Below are 21,059 nucleotides of genomic sequence, written 5' to 3' on the forward strand. Positions count from 1 at the left end.
GTCAGCTCGCAGCCAGGGTTGATGATTTAAATAACCCTAACAAGTTAACAATAACCCGACGGACAAATACTTATTAACTCGAAAAAAATAACTTGGCTATTATTCCCCGGCGGCTCCGCTACCAAACTACCAACACTCCATTCAATAATCACTAGTGACTATGCACTATAAAGTGGAAGTTGATAAAACCACGATCGATGCCGCATTAGCCGCACCGACACGGATATCGCGCTATCGGTGCAGATGGATATCTGCATGCTATGCTATACTCCGCGCCCAGTTAAATACGCATCTGCACGTCTGATTGAATGAAATCGGTGCGGGTGTGCACCACAAAGCACATTGTTTCAGGCTTCGGCCTCAAAAATCAGGAGAGAAAATGAGCAACGTTGACTTCACTACGTCTGCAAACCCGGAAACGCTGGCAACGGAAGTCGCCTGCCTTAAAGCCACGCTAACGCTGATCCTGAAATCGATCGGCCAGGCCGACGCCGGGAAAGTCATTATCAACATGGAACGCTTTATCGCACAGATTGAAGATCCCACCCAGGCCGAGATCTTTAAAAACAGCATTCAGCAGATTAAGCACGCCTACCGCCAATAAGCTATCCCCTTCCGGCCTGCCGTAACCGCGGGCCCGTTTTCCCCCTGCCCCTGTGATTGATCACCCTGACACTTTCAGGCAATGTGTTTTTATTTACGTCAGAGAAACCTATGGGCATCGTGGTAAAAGCACTGATTGGCGCACTGGTGGTGGTACTCATTGGCCTGCTTGCCAAAAGTCGCAGCTACTATATCGCCGGTCTGGTACCGTTGTTCCCTACCTTCGCACTGATTGCCCATTACATCGTCGGCAGCGAACGCTCAATCGAAGCGTTGAGAACCACGCTGATATTCGGCATGTGGGCCGTTTTACCCTATCTGGTGTATCTGATCTCGCTGTATTTCTTTATCAACAGCATGAGATTGTCTTGGGCGCTGGCCGCTGCGGTATTATGTTGGATCGCGGCGGCCTGGCTTTTGATTACCCTGTGGGGATGGTGGCAGGGGCGTTGACTGCCCCGCCAGAATTACGGCCTGCCGGCCTGCAGAACAAATCCGCGTTGCATATCTCCTGCCACGCGGAAATAGCGACTTTCACCGGCACGCAACGTCATCGGTAGCCGGCCGCTGGTATCGCGCCAGATACACAGACTGTTTTCGATCATATCCTGCCCAATGCTGATTTCATTATTGCCGACCGGAACCCGGAACTCAGCCTTTTCTTTCGCCGCCAGCGACGCAGCAAACTCCCCGTTGATATAAACCCCGGTTCGGCAACTGCCTGCCAACATTCCGCTGTCACGTACTACCACCAGGGTCGCATAAGGCGTCTGCGGCATATTTTGATAAAGCAACAGTCGGCTAGGAGGCGGTAATTCGGCCTGCTGCAGCGGAACGGACTGCGTAGCGCAGCCAGACAACAGCAAGGTAGTAACAAATAACGCGGCGTAATGCTTCATCCTGAGCTCCTGGGAAAAACCAGTCTTTATAGTAGCAACAGAATAGGCTGCGGCTGTAGCGCTGGGGTAACATCAATACAAAAATAAGATAATTTCCAGTGATCTGAAGAACATCGGGAGCACAACGGATCGGTCCTCGCCAACCGCGATGTTTGTTAGACAACGCGGTCGATAGCATAAGAAAATTCCGTAGTTAGTATATTGAAATGAATAAGATTTTTATAATTCCCTTAAAGCTTGACCATACGTTTTTGAATGTCTTCGCGAAAGGCGTCACCCACAAAATTAAAACCATCCTCAGTCACATAAACGCGTGAGTAACCATTATCTGATAACGTCGTCACCATGTAACCCGCGCTTATCATCTCTGCTGAAGGCGCATTCATCAGCGTGAGAAAACCGCGTCCCCGGCACCATTGATAAAAACGAGTACGACCGTAACCCAATGAATCCCCAACATCGGAAAGGTTTCTTAACCTGTCACAATCTTCTGATAATGAAGGTAAATCAGCACTGTCTTTAGGTACTTCAGATTTATTCGCCAAAATAAAACTCCCTTTAACGTCTTCATCATCATGACAATCACTTCTCGATCCTGAATCTAAAAAATTTGCGCATGAATTGCAATCGTATTACCGGCAAATTTAATAATAGTTTTAATTTCGATAATTTATAAAAAGCAATAAAAAAGTCTCTATTCTAATTCACGGTTCTTCAAATACCTTTGTGTAACCAATAATAAGAATTAATCTTTAGGTAAATATCTTAAAAAATCACTTCCCATATATATCCAATGAAAGTTAGCAGGTACATTATAACAAGCGGGACTATTTCATGATTGGGAATAACGTTCTTAGCCCTGCACCGTCGGTATTACATCAACCTCGCCTAAACAATAACTATTATCATTTCCAATTTTAACATCAGTTTATTACACTCATGCCCTATCTCGCTTAGGAAGATTCTTAGCGTGTGAATACAGGAAGAAAGGAAGAGTTAGGGATACCATGAAGACGTTTAGCTTTTTGATTATTTTGCCATTAATGACATTAACCGCCTGCACCCAGTGGGAGAAACCCGGTGCCGGCAATGCCACCCGCGACATGGAATATGCTGAATGCAAAGCTCGCGGTTACGAACGTTTCCCTCCCGATGTGGTGAGAGATTTTGAGTTTAGCTACGAAAACCAATACCAAAGCTGTAAGAAAGACAAAAAAGACTGCCCGGCAGGTTACCGCTACGAAAAACAGCCCTCGTTCAAGACAGTGCAGAACGATCGTAACGAAGATGCTCGCTCAGCGACCATAGAAGCCTGCATGTATGGTAAAGGCTGGCATGAGAAAACCTATTACTGGCCACAGTGAAGGTAATACCAACGGCGCGGTCGGCACACTGCCCCACGCGCCCGTAAGGATCACTCATCATCACCGTGCGGCATGCCGGTCCTGGGTTTAGGTTTACCCCCTTGCGGCTTTTTATCTTTTGCGGCCGATAGCGCCCGGCTAATCAACCACAACAAAAGCGGTATTAACAGCAGGCACAGCCCCAGCGTAATCAGTGCATTCGTCATCCGTTTTCCGCCCGATTTGTCCGGTCATCTGCCTGAGTGTAGCAGGCTTATTCGTCAGCCTCGATGTCGTTCAATCGGGCCAAGGTTTCGACCCTTACCGGCGTCAATGGTATCCGCGGTGCCGGTAGCGGCCAGCCAAGCAAATGACGCGCCGCCGTCGCGCAAATCTTCCCCTGACAAGCCCCCATGCCACAGCGGCTGCTCAGCTTGGCCGCCGTCCAGTCAGGAAAGCCGTTTAGCTGGCCTAAGGAAACATCTTCACAACGGCACACCAAAGTTTGCGGTTCTGCCAACGCTTTCAGCGCGGGATTCAAGGCAAAAGTCTGTGCCACAGCATCGGCGAATCGCCTCCATTTATCACGTTGCCGCATCAATCCCTTCGCCCGTTGTTGATTGCCGGTGGCGACATACCCGGCAATGGCTCCTTCCGTCAGCGCCAGTTCGCTGCCCCCTATTCCGGTACATTCACCGGCGGCATAAATTTTCGGCTGGCTGGTTTGCTGGTTCTCGTCCACGGCAACGGCGTCATCACGAAGGCGGCAGCCCAGCAGCATCGCCAATTCGACGTTCGCCACCAGGCCAAAACCGCAGGCCAAGCGTTCGCAGGCCAGCGTCGTCACGCGAGTGCCCGTCTGCAGCCGTATCGCCGTCAGCCGTTGCTCACCTATTGCCTCCAGCACAAAGCTGTCAGGACGATAATGGCGGTTGAACAGGGTAAATGACTGGCGTAATTTGACTGGCCAACGCCACAACCCGCCAGCAAATGCCGTCAGGCGCATGGCTGACGCCTGTTCTGCCACCCTCACCACTTCTCCCCCTGCTTTGATCACGCTGTCGGCCACCGCCATCAGTAACGGGCCACTGCCGGCAATCGCCACCCGCTCCCCTTTGATCGGCATTCCCTGTTTAATCTGCGCCTGCAACCCACCGGCACCGGTGACGCCAGGCAACGTCCAACCGGGAAACGGCAATAGCAACTCACGTGCGCCACAGCACAAGATCAATGTTTGATAGTCCACCACTCCGCTGCCAGTCGCAGCTTCGTAGAGGATTTTCTGCGGCCCACAACAAGCGATGATTTTCACCCCGTTCAGCAGGGTCACGTTGCTCAGCGCTTCCACCGCCCGCCGATACTGCTGCGCCAGCGCCGGTAGCGCCACGTTGGGTCCGTCACGCCAGATCTGCCCGCCCGGGCGCAGGTTATCATCAAGCACCAGCACCGACTGGTCACTTTCTGCCGCCGCCCGGGCCGCCGCAAGCCCGGCCGGGCCCGCACCGATAACCAACACATCGCACACGAGGTCACTCATTCTCCGTCCTCTCAATCTGCATTCCCGGCTGGCAGAGGGTCTGACACGCCAGCCGCCGCAGGCCGTTCACGGTGACCCGGCACTCCTGGCAGACCCCCATGCCACAAAACGGCGTGCGCGCTTGCCCGCTGACCGAAACGCGACAACTGTCCTCGCCACTCAGACTGAGCGCCGCCGCCACGCTAACCCCTTCCGGAACCCAGAGGCTTTCACCGTTAAGGATCACATTCAGTTGATTCTGTTTTTGACTCATATCGCTAACACCTCCGTACTGAACATGCGCGCAGCCAGATAAGGCGTGTCGTCAATCGCCGGGCGATGATGATGGATCTGGGCGGAAATCAGCTCAGCACTGCCCAAAGCGGTGGTGACGCCTAACCCTTCGTGCCCCAGCGCCAGCCACAGCCAACGGTGTTGCGGATGCGGGCCCAACAGCGGCAAACCGTCGGCGGAGGCGGCACGCTGGCCGGTCCAACAGCGAATGACGTTCATCTGTGCCAGCGTAGGCAGGAAAGCGTTGGCGCGCGCCAACATTGCGGCCAGCAACGGCAAATCGATATCTCTGCCTGGGGCGTCAAACTGGCGCGATGAGCCGATCAACAACTGGCCCGTTGGGCGCGCCTGAACGTTAAACGCCACCGAAGTCCCGTCGCTGGCATGGGCGCTGGCGCCATACCCCAATTCAACCAACTGATGATGGATCCTGTGCGGATAGCGATCGGTAATCGCCAACTGCCCTTTTTTGGCCCGCAGCATGGGCTGTTCCAGCAGCCTGTTGGCCTGCAGACCGCAGGCCAGAACCACAACCGGTGCCGTGAGACGCTCACCACTCGCCAGCACGATGGCCCGATCTTCCAACGCGCAAGCCTCTCCGGTAATGACTCTGATTGCCGATCCGACGTCGTTCACAAGCCAGCGGGCCACGTTAGGTGCATAAACAATGCCATCGCCCGGCACTCGCAGCCCGCCCGCCAAACCGGGGCGTAGCATAGGTTCCAGGCCTGCCACCTGTGCGGCACTTTGCATTTCGCTGGCCACGCCATACTCCGCCATACGTTGGCACTTGGCTTCGGCAATCGCCATTTCATCGTCCCGCTCTGCCAGCCACAGCGTACCGCAGCCACGCCAGGCGCAGTTTTCCGGCAGTCGTTCCACCAGGCTGCGCCACAGCTGCAGTGAGTAGGCGCTTAAGGCCAGCTCGGCAGGGTTGTCGTCCATACACACCAGGTGCCCCATGCCTGCGGCGGTCGCACCGGCGCGCTGATTATCCACCAGCAGCACCTGCAGCCCTTGTTGCGCCAGGCGCCAGGCGCAGGCTGCACCAATAATGCCGGCCCCCACCACGATCGCTTCAGCACGCCTGTCGGCAGCCATCAGCGGATACCCCAAACGAAAGGATCGCGCTCATCCAACAGCAGTTGGCTGTCAGCGCACACATAGGCTTGCCCACGGATAAACGGCGTTACCCGATCGCCGTTGCGTTGGTAATACCCGCTGAACTGGCTGCCGATCACGCTCGCCTGGCGCCAGATCTCACCCGGTTGCAGTTTGCCGTCGGCCGCCAGACAGGCCAGTTTGGCGCTGGTGCCGGTCCCGCAGGGTGAGCGGTCATAGGCTTTACCCGGGCAAAGCACGAAGTTACGGCTGTCCGCCTGCGGGTCGGCGGCAAACAGTTCGATATGATCGATAACCCCGCCGTCTTCGCCATAAATCCCCGCAGACTCCAGTGCCACCCGCACCGCCCAACAAAAAGCGGTGAGCGCATCCAGGTTTTGCGTATCGATCGCCAGGTGATGTTCACCGATAAGGAAAAACCAATTCCCACCCCAGGCAATGTCACCCACCACCGGGCCATAGCCGCTCACCTCCACCCTTACCTGGCGGCGGTAGCGATAGGCCGGTACGTTTTCCACCGTCACGCTGCCATCCTCATGTAGCCTGGCATTTACCGTGCCGACAGGCGTTTCAATCAGGTGATCTCCCACGCCAATTCGCCCCAAATAGGCCAATGAGGCCACCAGACCAATGGTGCCGTGGCCGCACATGCCCAAATAGCCGGCGTTGTTGAAGAAAATCACCCCGGCAGCGGCCTGCGGCGAACAGGGCTGGCAGAGCAAAGCCCCGACCAGGACATCATTGCCGCGCGGCTCCAGAATGATGGCGCTGCGCCAATCATCATAATCTTGGGCAAATCGGGCTTTGCGCTCCGCCATACTGCCGCTACCCAAATCGGGAAACCCTTCGATGATCAACCGGGTAGGTTCACCGGCAGTATGGGAATCGATCGCTCGCAGCGCGGTGAAATGCGAAGAAAGTGCCATCGGAGCCTCCTGAGTTAATGAAATGTTACCGTTGGCGTTAGACTGACCGAATATGTCAGCGGCGGCTTGATACATTTCGGCTCGGCACATGCAGAAATCAGCACAATCCTTAATTGGATATCCGGTTAACGCCGAACAGAGAAAAGCGATGAGCCATAAGAATGAGTTATTTATCAAATCTTTACTTTTATGTTATTTCCAGACTTGTGCGAAAGAGGCGATTTTTTTCTGCGTGGAATGTGTCACGGAGGGAAAAAGTTTGCGGTGATCCGCATAATTGACGGCTGCGCTTGAAAAGTTACAAGAAAGTTAATATTGATGAGGCGCGTCAAAATGGCCGGCCCGGCCACTCCAGATTCTGTGCCATCCAGCGGGAAAAGGTATTGCCATGCGATTAACTCAACGCCACCAGGTTATCACTGACACCAGGCCCGCTTTCGATGAACAGGAAGATGACGTTTTCGCCGTTGAGCAACTGTCCCGCTGGTGCGACGGCTTGGCACAGCAACGGCCGAATACTCTGCGCGACCTGCTTAATTCCCTGGCGTTGATCGCCCCGCTGTTCAATGCCATGCCCAACGTGGTGTTCTTCATCAAAGACGTGCAAGCCCGTTATCTGTTCGCCAATCTGACGCTGGCCAAACGCTGTGGGTTTAAAACCGTCGCGCCGCTGCTGGGCAAAACCTCGGCGGACGTTTTCCCCGCCCAGCTCGGATCGGGGTATACCGAGCAGGATCTCCGCGTGCTGCGTCACGGGGAGCTGATCCAGGATCAGCTGGAAATGCATTTGTATAACGGACGCGAGACCGGTTGGTGCCTGACGCAAAAGCTGGCGCTGTACGACGCGCAGGGCAAAATTATCGGCATGGCCGGCATTTCGCACGATCTGCAGGAAGCCAAGGCCAATCACCCAGCCTATCAGCGGCTGGCGGCCATCGATGTCTACATTCGCCAGCATTACGCCCGGCCGATCGCACTTGAGGAACTGACGACGCTCACTGCACTTTCCGTGGCGCAGATTGAACGTTACTGCAAACGCATTTTTCATCTCACGCCGCGCCAGATGATCCATAAGGTGCGGCTGGAAAAAGCCACCGAACTGCTGGCCGGCGATATGCCGATTACCGACATCGCCTTGCAGTGCGGCTACACCGATCACAGCGCATTCAGCCGTCAATTCAAAGCCATGACCGGTTCAACGCCGCGCGACTTCCGCACCACCATAACCCTTTAATACACTGATTTATATTAGTAAAAAAATCGCTATGGTGCCTTGTGCATCAGGTTCCTTCTCGTCTGAAACCCCGCCTCACTGTGCCAATTTCGTCATGGCATTCGGCGAAAACCGTCAAGCCCCTGCGAACAATACAGGTCAATCTGTGATTGGATTTTACCAATAATTCACCATTGATTAACAAACTTGGACGACAGGAAAAACACTATGAGCCATAAAGCCATTAGCTGGAGCGGCGTATTCCCGGCGGTCAGCACCCAGTTCCGCAGCGATTTTTCTCTGGATCTCGACGCCACCCACACGGTGATCAAAAACCTGGTCAAAGACGGCGTTTCGGGCCTGGTGGTGTGCGGCACCGTGGGTGAGAACACCTCGCTGACCGTTCAGGAAAAACTGTCGGTGATTGAAGTGGCACGCGACGCAGCTCAGGGTCAGGTCCCGGTGATTGCCGGTATCGCCGAGTTCACCACCGCCTTTGCGCGCAATATGGCGCGCGAAGCCCAGAAGGTCGGCGTCGACGGCATTATGGTAATGCCGGCGTTAGTCTATTCAGCCAAACCCCATGAAACCGCAACGCATTTTCGCAGCGTCGCTACCGCCACCGATCTGCCGATCATGGTCTACAACAACCCGCCGATTTATAAAAACGACGTGACGCCGGACATCCTGACGTCACTGGTCGATTGCGAAAATATCGTCTGCTTCAAGGATTCCTCTGGCGACACCCGTCGCTTTATCGATCTGCGCAACGAAGTGGGCGATCGCTTTGTGCTGTTCGCCGGGTTGGATGACGTGGTGCTGGAAAGCATCGCCGTCGGCGCCGAAGGCTGGATCTCCGGCATGTCCAACGCCTTCCCGCGTGAAGGCGAAACCTTGTTCCGTCTGGCGAAGCAAAAACGCTTCGAGGAAGCGCTGGCGCTGTACAGCTGGTTTATGCCGCTGCTGCATTTGGATGCGCGTCCCGATCTGGTGCAGTGCATCAAGCTATGTGAAGAGTTGGTGGGTCGCGGCAGCGCCATTACCCGTCCGCCACGTCTGGCATTGCAGGGCGATACCCTGGCCGAGGTCACCGCAGTGGTCAAAAAAGCGCTGGCCAACCGCCCTGCGCTGCCGGATGTCGGCCTCTGATCGCCTCCCACGCCCGGCGGCCTGCCGGGCTCTGTCACTGACCCAACGGGGGAACCCATGTCCAACGCCCATACCATCAGCGGCCAACAGTTTATCGGCGGTCAACGCCGTGCCAGCGGTGAGGCCCAGCTTGTCAGCCTGCGCGCCGACAACGGCCTGCCGACCGGCCACGTTTTTTTCTCGGCCAGTCACGAAGAAGCCGCCGCCGCCGCCGATGCCGCCGCACAAGCATTCACGGCCTATTCTCAGCTCAGCGCCGAGCGTCGAGCCGACTTTCTTGAGGCCATTGCCGACCAATTAGACGCTCTGGATGAGGATTTCTTCGGCTTCGCCATGCAGGAAACCGCCCTGCCGTTAGCCCGACTGAGCGGCGAACGGGCCAGAACCAGCGGCCAAATGCGACTGTTTGCCACCCTGCTGCGCCGTGGGGATGTGCATGGCGTGCGCATAGACAGCGCATTGCCTCAACGAACGCCGGTGCCCCGCCCGGATCTGCGGCAGTATCGCACTGCCCTCGGGCCAGTGGCGGTGTTTGGTGCCAGCAATTTCCCATTGGCATTCTCCACCGCAGGCGGAGACACCGCGGCCGCGTTGGCCGCAGGCTGTCCGGTGGTGTTCAAGGCGCACAGCGGCCATATGATCACCGCAGAACTGACCGCGCTGGCCATCGAACGGGCAAGAGAACAACAGCAGATCCCGGCCGGAGTTTTCAACATGATTTACGGGGACCACATTGGCGCGGAACTGGTGCAGCATCCGGCCATTCAGGCGGTGGGTTTCACCGGATCGCTTCGGGGCGGGCGGGCCTTGTTCGATTTGGCACAGCGGCGCGCCCAACCGATCCCGGTATTTGCCGAGATGTCGAGCATCAACCCGCTGATCGTTATGCCGCAGGCTTTAGCTCGCCGTGGGCAGCAGATCGCCCGCGAGCTGGTCGCATCCTTCACCCTCGGCTGCGGCCAGTTCTGCACCAAGCCTGGGCTGATCATCGGGCAACGCGGCGAAGCATTCAGCGAATTTGTGCGCGAACTGTCCGCACAGGTCAACGCCGCGCCTGCGCAAGCCATGCTCAATGCCGGCACGCTGGCCAATTACCGCCGCGGATTGGCTGCTCTTGATGAGCAAAACGGCATCCGTCACCTGGCTGGTCATCGCGAAGAGCGCCCGCATTTAGCAACGGCACAGCTCTATCAGGCCGATTTCGATTTGCTGCTCAGCGGAAACCCGCTGCTGCAAGAGGAAGTGTTTGGCCCGGCAGCCATTCTGGTGGAAGTGGAAGATCGTCGACAGCTGACCGCCGCACTGGACAGCCTGCAGGGGCAACTGACCGCCACGCTGCTGACAGAAAACGAGGATCTGGCCGACGCAGAACCGCTGGCCCAACGGCTGGCCCAAAAAGCGGGGCGGGTATTGTTTAACGGTTATCCGACCGGGGTAGAAGTCTGTGATGCCATGGTGCACGGCGGGCCTTATCCGGCCACCAGCGACGCACGCGGTACGTCGGTGGGTACGCTGGCTATTGAACGTTTTCTGCGCCCGGTCTGCCTGCAGAATTACCCCCCAGCGTTGCTGCCCCCACAGCTGCAAGACAGCAATCCACTGGGCCTGCTGCGGCTGGTTAACGGGATTTACACCCGTGAATCTCTCCGCTCACCAGCCAACGACTAACCAAATCGCATCTGTCTGCCACCTAATAACAAAAGGGTCATTCCATGACAACCCAAGGCAAATTCAAGAAGCAGCTTACGCTCACCGATCTGACGTTTATCGGCCTGGGCGCAATCTTTGGTTCCGGCTGGCTGTTCGCCGCCAGCCACGTCTCTTCCATTGCCGGCCCGGCCGGTATTTACTCCTGGCTGATCGGCGGCCTGGCGGTGTTGCTGCTCGGCATTGTCTATTGTGAGCTGGGCGCAGCGCTGCCGCGCGCCGGCGGTATTATCCGCTATCCGGTGTTTTCCCACGGTGAACTGATGGGCTATCTGCTGGGCTTTATCACCCTGATCGCGTTCTCCAGCCTGATCTCCATTGAGATCGTGGCCGCCCGTCAGTACGCCGCCGCCTGGTTTCCTTTTTTGAGCCAACCGGGCTCCGGCGATCCAACGCTGATCGGCTGGCTGGTCCAACTGTTGCTGCTGTGTTTTTTCTTCGCGCTGAACTACTACAGCGTCAAGACCTTTGCCAAATCCAACAACCTGATCAGCGTGATTAAATTTGTGGTGCCGCTGTTGGTGATCGTCGTGTTGTTCAGTTTCTTCAAACCCGAAAACCTGCACAGCCAGGGGTTTGCCCCCTTTGGCTCCGCCGGCGTCGAAGCCGCCATATCCGCCGGGGGGATTATTTTCGCCTACCTGGGCCTGACGCCGATTATCTCGGTTGCCAGCGAGGTGCAAAACCCGCAGCGCACCATTCCTATCGCGCTGATCCTGTCGGTGGTGTTGTCCACGCTCATTTACGTGCTGCTGCAGGTGGCTTTCCTCGGCAGTATTCCCAGCGAGATGCTGAGCGGCGGCTGGGCCGGGATCAGCCAGCAATTTTCGCTGCCCTACCGTGATATCGCCATCACCCTGGGCATGGGCTGGCTGGCTTTTCTGGTGGTGAGCGATGCGATTATCTCGCCGAGCGGCACCGGTAACATTTATATGAACGCCACACCACGCGTGGTATACGGTTGGGCGCGCGCCGGCACCTTCTTTAAAATATTCACTCGCGTCGACGGCGAGTCCGGCATTCCGCGTCCTGCTCTCTGGCTGACTTTCGCCTTGTCGATTTTCTGGACGCTGCCCTTCCCTTCATGGGAGAAGCTGATCGGCGTGGTTTCCGCCGCGCTGGTCCTGAGTTACGCGATTGCGCCCGTCACCGCCGCCGGCCTGCGCCGCAATGCCCCTGAGCTGCCGCGACCATTTTTCGTGCGCGGCTTCTGCGTGCTCGGTCCGGTGTCATTTATCATCTCGGCGCTGATCGTCTACTGGTCCGGTTGGAATACCGTCTCCTGGCTGCTCGGCCTGCAAATCCTGATGTTTGTGGTCTATATCCTGTTCAAAAATAAGGTGCCGACCCACGCCGTCAGCCTCAAGCAGCAGATTTGGTCCTCGCTGTGGCTGATCGCCTTCTATGCGCTGATTATCATCGCTTCTTATCTCGGCAGTTTTGGCGGCATCAACGCTATCGGTCACCCATGGGACACCATCACCGTCGCAGTCATTGCGCTGGCGATCTACTACTGGGGCGCCTATACCTGTTTACCTCGGGCGAATTTTGCCGGTGATGAAGAAGAGTAAATCCAGAGGAGATATCTGATGACGCAAACCCAGAGGCTGACGTTGGAGCAAGCCTATGAGCTGGCGCTGAAGGCATTGCGCAGTAACGGATTCAGCGCCGAACACGCCGATGCCGTCGCCCAAAATGTGACGGCCGGTGAACGCGACGGCTGCGCTTCGCACGGTTTGTACCGAGTGCTTGGCTGCGTGCGTTCGCTATTGGCGGGCAAAGTTTCCGCCGATGCCCGTCCGACGCTGCTTGATCAGGCCCCGGGGATCTTGCGGGTCGACGCCCACGATGCTTTTTCGCTGCTGGCCTATCGCACGGCGCTGCCGGTTTTTGTCGAAAAGGTACGCACCAACGGCATTGCCGCGCTGGCCATTAACCACTGTGTGCATTACTCGGCACTATGGGCCGATATCGAACCTTTAACCGATCAAGGCCTGGTGGCGTTGGCCTGCACGCCCAGCCATGCCTGGGTCACGCCAGCAGGGGGAAGCCGGCCGTTGTTCGGTACCAACCCTATCGCCTTCGGCTGGCCGCGGCCGCAGCGGCCCCCCTTTATTTTTGATATGGCCACCAGCGCCGCCGCACGCGGCGAGATTGAACTGCATCGTCGTGCCGGTACCCCGTTGCCGCCAGGCTGGGGCATAGATCAACAGGGGAAACCCTCTACCGATGCCCAAAGCGTGTTGCAAGGTGCGATGCTGACCTTTGGCGGTCATAAAGGCTCGGCGCTGGCGGCGATGGTTGAACTGCTTGCCGGGCCGTTGATTGGCGATATGACCAGTAAGGAATCGCTGGCCTACGATCGGCAGACCGGCTCCTCCCCTTACGGCGGCGAGCTGATCATCGCCATGGATCCCGATCGTTTTCTGGGGCCGGATAAAGTGGCGCATTTGGCCAGGGCGGAAGCCTTGTTTGCTGATATGAGCGAGCAAGGGGCGCGCATTCCGGGAGAACGGCGCTTTCAACAACGGCAATACAGCGAACAGCACGGCGTCACCATCCCGCAGGCGTTGTATGAGGAGATTGCGGCTCTCTGTCGCTAACGTTTAATAATGAGGCAGGCCCACAGCGTTAAACTGCGGGCCTGATTTGAAAGGATTACCGGACAACCATCACCGAAATATTGGCATGGCGAACAATGGCCGCCGCATTGGAACCCAGCAGATAGGTTTTCACGCTCGGTCGGCGCGAGCCGATGATGATCAGATCGGCTTCGATTTCCTCCGCCAGTTCCAGTACCTGATCGCGTGGCGAACCAAAGCTGACGGTGTAATCCAGCCGCTCCAGCGGAAGGTCGATTTCCGCCATGATCTGCTTAAGCTTATCCACCGCCTTCACTTCCGCCTTGTTCTCAAACTCTTTGATGCCGAACGAGTAAGCGGTAACGAATGCCGACGCGTCCGGCAGCGCATGGAAAAAGTGCACTTTGGCACCGGACATTTTCGCCAGGTACACCACATGCTCCAGCGCATGCTCGGTCAACAGATCCTCTTCAATATCTATCGGCACTAATATGGTCTTATACATATCACATCCCTTCTATGTAACCGTGGTGCCCACAGGGTACTGCCGGGGAGGATAAGGGTGAACCGCTTTGTCGCGCTTTTGTGATCGGCGGTAAATACTGAGTGGGATATTTCCTTATTTAACAAAATATAAACACAATCCGTCTAACGGCTAGCCGAATAATTATTTCAAAGGCGGCTAAATCAGCTGTAAATACACCGCTTTTGCGGTAGCGGCGGTTTTATTGGCCACCGACAGTTTTTTAATCGAGTTACCGATGTGGAAATTTACGGTGCGCTCACTCAAGCCCATTAACAGTGCCGTTTCTTCCGAGGTTTTGCCTTCGCTGCACCAGCGTAAAATATCTTTCTCACGCAGCGTCAGCACATCCTTTATTGCCTCGTCGTTTACCGATATTAATGCTTCGCGCAGCGTCTTGTGGGCGGTCTGCGCCAGCCACAGAAAGAAAGTTTCGTTACGTGCCCCGGCCTGCGGGGACTGAGTGGGGATACTCTTACCGGCAAAAGTGAGGATGCCCAACCGGCCGTAGCAATCCTTGACGGACTGCGACCAGCCTTCACGAATGCCGTACTGCGCCATGCGCCACCACAGCTCCGGTTTATCCCGGTAGAACGGCTCGTCCCAATAGAATTGCAGCGTAGAGTGATGGGCCTGCTCGATCATCGGATCCTGCAGGTAGATCCGCAATTTGCGATAGTCCTCAAGATATTGCGCAGGATAATTGCCCTCTATCAGCATCTTGGGCCGGCTGGCCGGGTAGCAGGAAAAGACCGTATAAGAGAAGTACTCGAAGCCCAACGCCTGAGCGCAAGGTGCCAGACGGTTTAAAAAAAGGTCGCGGTCAGACAGGCTGCCAAGCAGATCATCCATCAAAGGCTGAAAGTGAGTGTCCATAACACGGGTTCTCCAGAGCACAGCGCCGCAATCATTAAGTGAGGTTAACTATAGTGGAGGGCTCAGGGCGACAACAGCCGTTTCATATAATAAAAAATACCATGGCTATAACAAAAACAGCTATTCCCCTGCCATTATTAATAAATAACGACTTTATATTGCACCGGCGCTAAGAATTTCGCGAATAACATAAAGCCTGTTTATTGTAAACCTGTCACTTCTACCGTTAGACAGTCACTCCGCTGCCAATTACCTTCGCCAAAGGCACCTGGTGCTTTTTAAATTCAAATAAAATATAAGCATTTGCGAATTTTGCAAAGCAGAAGAATACTCACGGGGATTTTTATGGCAGAGAATAATACGGTAATAAATTCGGTCGCCGTGATTGGCGCCGGAACCATGGGCAGAGGTATTGCCTATCTTTTGGCACTGAACGGCATACGAACCCTGCTTTATAATCGCAGCGCTCATTCTTTGAATCAGGCACGTGATTATATTGTCGGTGACCTGAATAAAAAAATCGATAACGGAAAAATAAGCCAACAGAAAAAAGGCGAGATCTTGGCCAACCTGGTTTTCTCGCCTGTTTTCGACGCTATCGCCGACAGTGACCTGGTGATTGAAACCATTGCGGAACATGAACCCACCAAGCATGAGATCCTCGCGGCCATTGCCGCCACGGTAAAAAAAGAGGCGATTATCGCCACCAATACCTCTTCGCTGTCGCTGAATAAACTGGCCGCGGGCATAGAAAATAACTCGCGCTTTATCGGCCTGCATTTCTTCAACCCGGCACCGCTGATGAAGCTGATCGAAATTATCCCGTCCTATTTTACCGCCCGGGTCACAACCTTACGCTGCCAGCAGTTGGTCACGGCGATAGGCAAACAGTTTGTGGTCTGCAAAGCCACGCCGGGTTTTATCGTCAATCGCATGGCGCGGCCTTTTTATCTGGAAGGTTTTCGCCTGCTGGAAGAAAACGTGGCGCTGGCACCGCAAATCGACCGTGCGCTCAAGGCCGGAGGCCACTTTCGCATGGGGCCTTTGGAACTGACTGATTTTATCGGTCAGGACATTAATTATCAGGTCAGCAGCCAGATTTGGCAGGACATGCAGTATGACCCCCGCTACACCCCCGGCCATTTGCAACGTTCGCTGGTGGATGCCGGGCTGTTGGGGAAGAAAAACGGCCGCTCCTTTTTTTCTCCCTCGGCTGACACAGCCCCCCCACCGGCTGCCGGCGGCGGTACGCTGAGCTCGCTGCATTTTTTTGGCGAACATCCGCTGTTCGATCTGCTGCAACAGCATGCCCTCGCGAGCTGGGCGCCCCTCCCAATAACACGTCAGCCGGAACACCCGGTGCTGGGACGGTTTATCCAGGTGAATGACAGTCTGGCAGTCAAAATCACCGATGGGCGAACGGCCAATCAGCTTGCCGACTTAGCGGGCCTCGATACCTTCGTGATCGACGTTGCACTGAACTACGCCAACACCGCTTTTCTGGTGGCGGCCCACAGCCAACAGGCTAGCGAGACGAATAAAGCGCTGTTCCTCACGCTGCTGCAAGCGGTGATCCCGCAGGTGGAGTTTGTTAAAGATTCCCCAGGCCTGATCGTCGCGCGGGTTCTGAGCAGCCTGATCAATGAGTCGGTGATCATGGTAGAGAGCGGGGTTTGTAGCCGAGAAGACATCGATATCGCCGCCGTGGCCGGCGTCAACTATGCCGACGGCATTTTTGCCTGGCTGGCTCAGCTCGGGCAGAAAAACGTGAAATCGACGCTGGATAATATGGCGCAACTGCTGCATTCCGCCCGCTATTACCCGCATTACTCGTTGCTGCACACCACAAGGCCCGAGCTGGCCGTCGCGCCCTAAGGAAAAATGATGACGATTAAAGACGATGGGGTCTATCTGATCGACGGTACGCGCACGGCGATCGGCGCCTACGGCGGTAGTCTGGCATTAACCCGCCCGGACGATATGGCGGCCTCGATTATTCGGGCGTTGCTGCAACGACACCCGGAAAGCGAGGCGGATGTCGATGAGGTGGTGCTGGGCTGTGCCAATCAGGCCGGTGAAGACAACCGTAACGTTGCGCGCATGGCGGCGTTGTTGTCCAGTCTGGATCAGGGAGTACCGGCGATTACCCTTAACCGGCTGTGCGCCTCCGGGCTGGACGCCGTGATTTATGCCGGCGCAAAAATCAAAAGCGGCCTTAGCGATCTGGTGTTGGCCGGCGGTGTCGAAAGCATGAGCCGCGCGCCCTATGTGATGAGCAAAGGCGAAACGCCATTCGATAAGGGGATCAAACTGTTCGACACCACGCTGGGCTGGCGCTTTGTCAACCCGCAGCTGGCGCAACGCTATGGCAGCGATCCGTTGGGCATCACGGCCGAAAACGTCGCGCAGCAATACCGCATATCCCGCGAGGATCAGGATAATTTTGCCCTGGCGTCGCAGCAAAAGGCCTGGCGGGCTATCGAAAATGGCCGCTTGGCCAGGGAGATCACCGCGCTGGATGTTCAGGTCGATCGCAAAACCCGCCAATCCTTCGCGCAGGATGAGTTCCCGCGCCAGACCACGCTGCAAAAACTGCAGGCGCTGAAGCCGGCCTTCAGCCCCGAAGGCTCGGTCACCGCCGGGAATGCCTCAGGTATCAATGACGGTGCCGCCGTGCTGTTGCTGGCCAGCGGTCGCTATGTCAAGCGCAAGTCACTCCAGCCGCTGGCGGAAATTGGCGACAGCGCCAGCGCCGGCGTTGCCCCCGCGTTGATGGGCATTGGGCCGATCGCCGCGACCGAGCGTCTGTTAGCACGTACCGGTTTTACGCTGAATGATTTCGACGTCATTGAAATTAATGAGGCATTTGCCGCGCAGGTGTTGGCGACGCTGCAAAATTGGCGCATCGACTTCGACGATACGCGAGTCAATCCGAACGGTGGTGCCATCGCCCTCGGGCATCCGCTGGGCATGTCCGGCGCGCGTCTGGTGCTTTCCAGCGCGCTGGAGCTGCATACCCGGCAATTAAGCAATGCGCTGGTGACGATGTGTGTCGGTGTCGGCCAGGGTGTTTCATTGGTGATTAAAGCCCTCTAATGTAAGGAATTCCGTATGAGCGTATTGAACATTCTTGAAGAAAAACTGGCCGAAACCAAAAAACAGGGCCGGTTCCGCGAGTTCCTCAACCTGGAACGCAGCGTGCTGGATAAACCCTGGGCCACCAGCCACGGGCAACAGGGTGAGCGCCGTCTGAACGTCTGGTGCTCCAATGACTATCTGGCGATGAGCCATCACCCCAAGGTGATTCTGGCCACCACCGAGGCGGTAAACCGTGTCGGGCTGGGTACCTGCGGGGCACGCAGTATTTCCGGCACTTCGATCTACCACAGCGAGTTGGAAAGCTTGCTGGCCAAAGCCTACGGCAAGGAGTCCGCGCTGTTGTTCACCACCGGCTTTGGGGCAAATGACGCCACGCTCTCGACGCTGTGCGACGCCATTCCCAATCTGATCGTCTTTTCTGATGAGCTGAACCATGCTTCGATGATTTACGGCATTCGCTACAGCAAGGCGGAGAAGAAAATCTTTCGCCACAATGACGTTGCGCACCTGGCCGAGCTGCTGCAGGAAGCCGATCCGCAGCGTCCCAAGCTGATCGCCTTCGAGTCGCTCTATTCGATGGACGGCGACTTTGCCCCGCTGGCACAGATTGTCGCGCTGGCGGAGAAACATCAGGCGCTGACCTATCTGGACGAAATCCACTCCGCCGGCGTTTACGGCCAGCGGGGCTTGGGTTATGCCGAGCAACTGGGCCTGCTGGACAAGATCACCATTATTCAGGGGGGCTTTGGTAAGTCCTACGGCGCTGCCGGTGGCTATATCGCCGCACCGCGCGCGGTGGTAGAAGCCGTACGCAGCTGGGCACCGGCGTTCGTCTTCAGCACCTCCTCCCCCGCGCCGGTGGTGGCGGCGGCGCTGGCCAGCTTCAAATACAACCTGGAACATGACAACCAACGCAAACATCTGCTGGCGATAATCGATCACCTGAAATCCGGCCTGCGCGCCGCCGGTATTCCTCTGGTCTCGGAGGACAGCCATATTCTGCCGGTGCTGGTCGGCGATCCACACCGCAACAAGCACATCAGCAAACAACTGCTCGATGAGTACGATATTTACGTGCAACCGGTCAATGCCCCGACGGTGCCGGTCGGCAGCGAACGTTTGCGGGTTACGCCGACCTCGGCCCATACTCATGAGGACGTGGAATATTTCCTGGCGGCGCTGAGCAAAATCTGGGCCGCCAATGCGTTACGGAGAGCGGGATGAAGTTGACGGACTACAACGGCCATTTTCTTACGCTGTGTCTGATGGCGACCGGCACCTTTGCCATCGGTACCGATGCGTTTATCGTCGCCGGCATTCTTGACGAGATTTCCGGCACCTTTGCCGTCAGCCCTGCGCAAGCGGGGCAGTTAATCTCGGTCTTCGCCCTGGCCTATATGGTGTTCGCTCCGCTGACCGCCTGGCTGCTGGGCAACCTCAACCGCAAACATATCTTGCAGCTGGCTCTGGTGTTGTTTATCGCCGGTAATCTGGTTTGCGCCTATGCCGACAGCTTTTTGCAAATCTCCGCGGGCCGCGTACTGGCGGCGCTGGGGGCGGCTTGCTACACGCCGCAGGCCGCCGCCGCCGCAGTCGGGCTGGTGGCGGAAAAACGCCGCGGGCTGGCGATATCAATTGTGTATGGCGGCATGACGCTGGCTATCGCGCTGGGCATTCCCTTTGGCACCTTCCTGGCCAAGCTGATCGGCTGGCGGGAGATCTTCCTGCTGATCGCCCTGTTAGGTGCCGTTGCGCTGCTGGGGCTTTCGCTGGCGCTGAACGCCATCGCCGCGCCGGGGAAACATTCGCTGAAAGAACGGTTGGCCCCACTGCGACAAAAGGCAGTGCTGACCACGCTGCTGATCACCTTCTTCGCCGTCTGCTCCGAACACATTGTTTACAGCTATGTGAGCGTATTGCTGAAGAATACTCAGTTAGGCCCGGAGGCGATTTTGCCCATCGCGTTACTGGTGTTCGGCATCGGGGCCGTCATCGGCAATTTCGTTTCCGGTTTATTGACCGATACCTTCGGCAGTAAATTTGTCCTGCTGTTTTCCGTGTCGATTCAAACCCTTTCATTGTTCCTGCTGGCCTTTTACGTCACCTCACCCTGGTGGGTGCTGGCAATATTTCTGGTATGGGGGATTACCGGCTGGATGTATCTGGTGCCTATTCAGCACCACTTGCTGTCGCTGTCCAAACGTTTTGGCGCGCTGACCGTGTCGCTGAACAGCTCGGTACTGTATGCCGGCATTGCGGCAGGCGGCATGCTCGGCGGCCTGACGCTGTATACCTTGCCTGCTTATTACCTGCCGCTGTTTTCGTTGCCGTTGGGCGCCATCGCCCTGCTGCTGACGCTGCTGTTCTTCCAGGGAGAAAAAAGCCATGACTGACCTGCCACCACCGGTGCTGTATGAACAACAGGACGGCATCGCCGTGATTACCCTGAACCGACCGGAAAAAAAGAACGCCATCAATTTGGCGATGGCTCACCTGATCCAACGCTACCTGCAACAGGCCGAGCAGGATGAAAAGGTTCGGGTGATCCTGTTGACCGGTCAGCCACAGGTGTTCTCGGCCGGGATGGACGTCAAAGCCTTTCAGCAGGGCGAACTTCCGGTGGTCGATCCGAATGGCTTTGCCGGCCTGGTGCATGCGCGACTCACCAAGGTGATTATCGCCGCCGTGGACGGTATCGCCTTCGGCGGAGGGTTTGAGATAGCGCTGGCCTGTGACCTGATCGTCGCCGGGCGAGATGCGCAATTCAGTTTCCCGGAGACCGGGCTGGGGCTGATTGCGGCACAAGGCGGATGTTCGCGCCTGCCGGCGCGCATCTCCCCCTATATCGCCCTCGACTGGTTACTGACCGGTCGCGTTATAGGCGTGGTGGAAGCCTGGCGGCACGGTGTTATTTCACGGATCAGCGAGGGAAGCGCTCTGGAAGAGGCACGGCTGATCGCCGGGCAAATCGCCCAGAAGCACCCGCTGGCTACCCAGGCGGTAAAAGCCATCGTTCGTCATGGGATGACGCAACATGAGGCCCCCAGCTTTGATTACCAACAAAGCTGGGTAGATCAGGTGCGGTTGGCAGCAAAAGTCTTTTAAGAGCATTCTGAGGGAATGGCAATCATTCGCAGTCTAATTTTTAATCACTACAAGACCGCAATTGAGAAGCCATTGACCCCGCTCTGCGGGGATTTTTTTGCC

Annotated in this window: 21 protein-coding genes; 13 read left to right on the top strand and 8 right to left on the bottom strand. The window is 56.5% G+C overall.

Annotated features, from left to right (window positions below):
- The first annotated feature begins 379 nt into the window (after positions 1–379).
- Both ACMGG1_RS15215 and ACMGG1_RS15220 read left to right on the top strand, forming a co-directional pair.
- Positions 380–604, top strand: coding sequence for a DUF2594 family protein (locus ACMGG1_RS15215; protein ID WP_020826235.1), 225 nt, complete (start codon positions 380–382; stop codon positions 602–604).
- 110 nt (positions 605–714) lie between these two features.
- Entirely contained in the window at positions 715–1,056 is a 342-nt protein-coding gene (locus ACMGG1_RS15220) for a GlpM family protein (protein WP_044549716.1), read from the top strand.
- A 14-nt stretch (positions 1,057–1,070) separates the two neighbouring features.
- Here ACMGG1_RS15220 and ACMGG1_RS15225 read toward each other — a convergent pair whose 3' ends face one another.
- Positions 1,071–1,502 carry a hypothetical protein gene (locus tag ACMGG1_RS15225; protein WP_046373938.1) on the bottom strand — a complete coding sequence of 144 codons (432 nt, stop codon included), beginning with the start codon at positions 1,500–1,502 and terminating at the stop codon, positions 1,071–1,073.
- A gap of 230 nt (positions 1,503–1,732) precedes the next feature.
- Positions 1,733–2,047, bottom strand: coding sequence for a hypothetical protein (locus ACMGG1_RS15230; protein ID WP_071844565.1), 315 nt, complete (start codon positions 2,045–2,047; stop codon positions 1,733–1,735).
- A 462-nt stretch (positions 2,048–2,509) separates the two neighbouring features.
- On the opposite strand from ACMGG1_RS15230, the gene ACMGG1_RS15235 reads away from it, so the two are divergent.
- Positions 2,510–2,866, top strand: coding sequence for a hypothetical protein (locus ACMGG1_RS15235; RefSeq protein ID WP_020826230.1), 357 nt, complete (start codon positions 2,510–2,512; stop codon positions 2,864–2,866).
- 253 nt (positions 2,867–3,119) lie between these two features.
- Here ACMGG1_RS15235 and ACMGG1_RS15240 read toward each other — a convergent pair whose 3' ends face one another.
- From ACMGG1_RS15240 to ACMGG1_RS15255, 4 genes are read right to left on the bottom strand one after another with little or no spacing between them, the layout of a single operon-like run.
- A complete protein-coding gene (locus ACMGG1_RS15240; RefSeq protein WP_142815527.1) occupies positions 3,120–4,382 on the bottom strand; it encodes an FAD/NAD(P)-binding oxidoreductase in 1,263 nt (420 codons plus the stop codon).
- On the bottom strand, positions 4,375–4,635 hold the full coding sequence (locus ACMGG1_RS15245) for a (2Fe-2S)-binding protein (protein ID WP_130015518.1): 261 nt from the start codon (positions 4,633–4,635) through the stop codon (positions 4,375–4,377). The genes ACMGG1_RS15240 and ACMGG1_RS15245 overlap by 8 nt, the downstream gene beginning before the upstream one ends.
- Positions 4,632–5,756, bottom strand: a complete 1,125-nt coding sequence (locus ACMGG1_RS15250; protein WP_201895460.1) for an NAD(P)/FAD-dependent oxidoreductase — start codon at positions 5,754–5,756, stop codon at positions 4,632–4,634. The genes ACMGG1_RS15245 and ACMGG1_RS15250 overlap by 4 nt, the downstream gene beginning before the upstream one ends.
- A complete protein-coding gene (locus ACMGG1_RS15255) occupies positions 5,756–6,703 on the bottom strand; it encodes a 4-hydroxyproline epimerase (RefSeq protein WP_115061057.1) in 948 nt (315 codons plus the stop codon). The genes ACMGG1_RS15250 and ACMGG1_RS15255 overlap by 1 nt, the downstream gene beginning before the upstream one ends.
- A gap of 388 nt (positions 6,704–7,091) precedes the next feature.
- On the opposite strand from ACMGG1_RS15255, the gene ACMGG1_RS15260 reads away from it, so the two are divergent.
- The 5 genes from ACMGG1_RS15260 (at position 7,092) to ACMGG1_RS15280 (ending at position 13,375) form a co-directional block, all read left to right on the top strand.
- Positions 7,092–7,937, top strand: a complete 846-nt coding sequence (locus tag ACMGG1_RS15260) for an AraC family transcriptional regulator (RefSeq protein ID WP_020826224.1) — start codon at positions 7,092–7,094, stop codon at positions 7,935–7,937.
- A gap of 207 nt (positions 7,938–8,144) precedes the next feature.
- On the top strand, positions 8,145–9,065 hold the full coding sequence (locus ACMGG1_RS15265; RefSeq protein ID WP_020826223.1) for a dihydrodipicolinate synthase family protein: 921 nt from the start codon (positions 8,145–8,147) through the stop codon (positions 9,063–9,065).
- A 57-nt stretch (positions 9,066–9,122) separates the two neighbouring features.
- The gene (locus ACMGG1_RS15270; RefSeq protein ID WP_149573025.1) at positions 9,123–10,733 is read left to right on the top strand and encodes an aldehyde dehydrogenase (NADP(+)); all 1,611 of its coding nucleotides are present in this window, start codon (positions 9,123–9,125) and stop codon (positions 10,731–10,733) included.
- Between the two features lie 44 nt (positions 10,734–10,777).
- Positions 10,778–12,343 (top strand): APC family permease, encoded by a 1,566-nt coding sequence (locus ACMGG1_RS15275; RefSeq protein WP_122078409.1) that lies wholly within the window; start codon positions 10,778–10,780, stop codon positions 12,341–12,343.
- 18 nt (positions 12,344–12,361) lie between these two features.
- Positions 12,362–13,375, top strand: coding sequence for an Ldh family oxidoreductase (locus tag ACMGG1_RS15280; RefSeq protein WP_128864188.1), 1,014 nt, complete (start codon positions 12,362–12,364; stop codon positions 13,373–13,375).
- 55 nt (positions 13,376–13,430) lie between these two features.
- On the opposite strand, the gene ACMGG1_RS15285 is transcribed toward ACMGG1_RS15280, so the two are convergent.
- Together ACMGG1_RS15285 and ACMGG1_RS15290 are read right to left on the bottom strand one after the other, a co-directional pair.
- Complete coding sequence (locus ACMGG1_RS15285; protein WP_020826219.1) at positions 13,431–13,859, bottom strand: universal stress protein; 429 nt, start codon at positions 13,857–13,859, stop codon at positions 13,431–13,433.
- Between the two features lie 177 nt (positions 13,860–14,036).
- Positions 14,037–14,753: an autoinducer binding domain-containing protein gene (locus ACMGG1_RS15290; protein WP_020826218.1), complete on the bottom strand. Its 717-nt coding sequence runs from the start codon at positions 14,751–14,753 to the stop codon at positions 14,037–14,039.
- Positions 14,754–15,098: 345 nt separating this feature from the next.
- Between ACMGG1_RS15290 and ACMGG1_RS15295 the strand changes: the two genes are divergently transcribed.
- Genes ACMGG1_RS15295 through ACMGG1_RS15315 form a run of 5 tightly spaced genes read left to right on the top strand, consistent with a single transcriptional unit; the run spans position 15,099 to position 20,957 of the window.
- Positions 15,099–16,628 carry a 3-hydroxyacyl-CoA dehydrogenase NAD-binding domain-containing protein gene (locus ACMGG1_RS15295; RefSeq protein ID WP_130015515.1) on the top strand — a complete coding sequence of 510 codons (1,530 nt, stop codon included), beginning with the start codon at positions 15,099–15,101 and terminating at the stop codon, positions 16,626–16,628.
- Positions 16,629–16,637: 9 nt separating this feature from the next.
- On the top strand, positions 16,638–17,849 hold the full coding sequence (locus tag ACMGG1_RS15300; RefSeq protein WP_414161453.1) for an acetyl-CoA C-acyltransferase: 1,212 nt from the start codon (positions 16,638–16,640) through the stop codon (positions 17,847–17,849).
- A gap of 15 nt (positions 17,850–17,864) precedes the next feature.
- Complete coding sequence (hemA, locus tag ACMGG1_RS15305; protein WP_122078401.1) at positions 17,865–19,076, top strand: 5-aminolevulinate synthase; 1,212 nt, start codon at positions 17,865–17,867, stop codon at positions 19,074–19,076.
- Positions 19,073–20,245 (top strand): MFS transporter, encoded by a 1,173-nt coding sequence (locus ACMGG1_RS15310; protein WP_048762016.1) that lies wholly within the window; start codon positions 19,073–19,075, stop codon positions 20,243–20,245. The genes hemA and ACMGG1_RS15310 overlap by 4 nt, the downstream gene beginning before the upstream one ends.
- Complete coding sequence (locus tag ACMGG1_RS15315; protein ID WP_130015514.1) at positions 20,238–20,957, top strand: enoyl-CoA hydratase-related protein; 720 nt, start codon at positions 20,238–20,240, stop codon at positions 20,955–20,957. Before ACMGG1_RS15310 ends, ACMGG1_RS15315 begins: the two co-directional genes overlap by 8 nt.
- Positions 20,958–21,059 lie beyond the last annotated feature (102 nt).

Source organism: Serratia sp. BNK-12 (assembly GCF_047456085.1).
GTDB lineage: Bacteria > Pseudomonadota > Gammaproteobacteria > Enterobacterales > Enterobacteriaceae > Serratia > Serratia liquefaciens.

Coding starts and splice junctions, on each gene's coding strand:
- ACMGG1_RS15315 (WP_130015514.1), top strand. CDS start 20,238: ATGACTGACCTGCCACCACCGGTGCTGTATGAACAACAGGACGGCATC.
- ACMGG1_RS15280 (WP_128864188.1), top strand. CDS start 12,362: ATGACGCAAACCCAGAGGCTGACGTTGGAGCAAGCCTATGAGCTGGCG.
- ACMGG1_RS15220 (WP_044549716.1), top strand. CDS start 715: ATGGGCATCGTGGTAAAAGCACTGATTGGCGCACTGGTGGTGGTACTC.
- ACMGG1_RS15290 (WP_020826218.1), bottom strand. CDS start 14,753: ATGGACACTCACTTTCAGCCTTTGATGGATGATCTGCTTGGCAGCCTG.
- ACMGG1_RS15260 (WP_020826224.1), top strand. CDS start 7,092: ATGCGATTAACTCAACGCCACCAGGTTATCACTGACACCAGGCCCGCT.
- hemA (WP_122078401.1), top strand. CDS start 17,865: ATGAGCGTATTGAACATTCTTGAAGAAAAACTGGCCGAAACCAAAAAA.
- ACMGG1_RS15245 (WP_130015518.1), bottom strand. CDS start 4,635: ATGAGTCAAAAACAGAATCAACTGAATGTGATCCTTAACGGTGAAAGC.
- ACMGG1_RS15235 (WP_020826230.1), top strand. CDS start 2,510: ATGAAGACGTTTAGCTTTTTGATTATTTTGCCATTAATGACATTAACC.
- ACMGG1_RS15225 (WP_046373938.1), bottom strand. CDS start 1,502: ATGAAGCATTACGCCGCGTTATTTGTTACTACCTTGCTGTTGTCTGGC.
- ACMGG1_RS15265 (WP_020826223.1), top strand. CDS start 8,145: ATGAGCCATAAAGCCATTAGCTGGAGCGGCGTATTCCCGGCGGTCAGC.
- ACMGG1_RS15250 (WP_201895460.1), bottom strand. CDS start 5,756: ATGGCTGCCGACAGGCGTGCTGAAGCGATCGTGGTGGGGGCCGGCATT.
- ACMGG1_RS15285 (WP_020826219.1), bottom strand. CDS start 13,859: ATGTATAAGACCATATTAGTGCCGATAGATATTGAAGAGGATCTGTTG.
- ACMGG1_RS15255 (WP_115061057.1), bottom strand. CDS start 6,703: ATGGCACTTTCTTCGCATTTCACCGCGCTGCGAGCGATCGATTCCCAT.
- ACMGG1_RS15240 (WP_142815527.1), bottom strand. CDS start 4,382: ATGAGTGACCTCGTGTGCGATGTGTTGGTTATCGGTGCGGGCCCGGCC.
- ACMGG1_RS15270 (WP_149573025.1), top strand. CDS start 9,123: ATGTCCAACGCCCATACCATCAGCGGCCAACAGTTTATCGGCGGTCAA.
- ACMGG1_RS15215 (WP_020826235.1), top strand. CDS start 380: ATGAGCAACGTTGACTTCACTACGTCTGCAAACCCGGAAACGCTGGCA.
- ACMGG1_RS15310 (WP_048762016.1), top strand. CDS start 19,073: ATGAAGTTGACGGACTACAACGGCCATTTTCTTACGCTGTGTCTGATG.
- ACMGG1_RS15275 (WP_122078409.1), top strand. CDS start 10,778: ATGACAACCCAAGGCAAATTCAAGAAGCAGCTTACGCTCACCGATCTG.
- ACMGG1_RS15300 (WP_414161453.1), top strand. CDS start 16,638: ATGACGATTAAAGACGATGGGGTCTATCTGATCGACGGTACGCGCACG.
- ACMGG1_RS15295 (WP_130015515.1), top strand. CDS start 15,099: ATGGCAGAGAATAATACGGTAATAAATTCGGTCGCCGTGATTGGCGCC.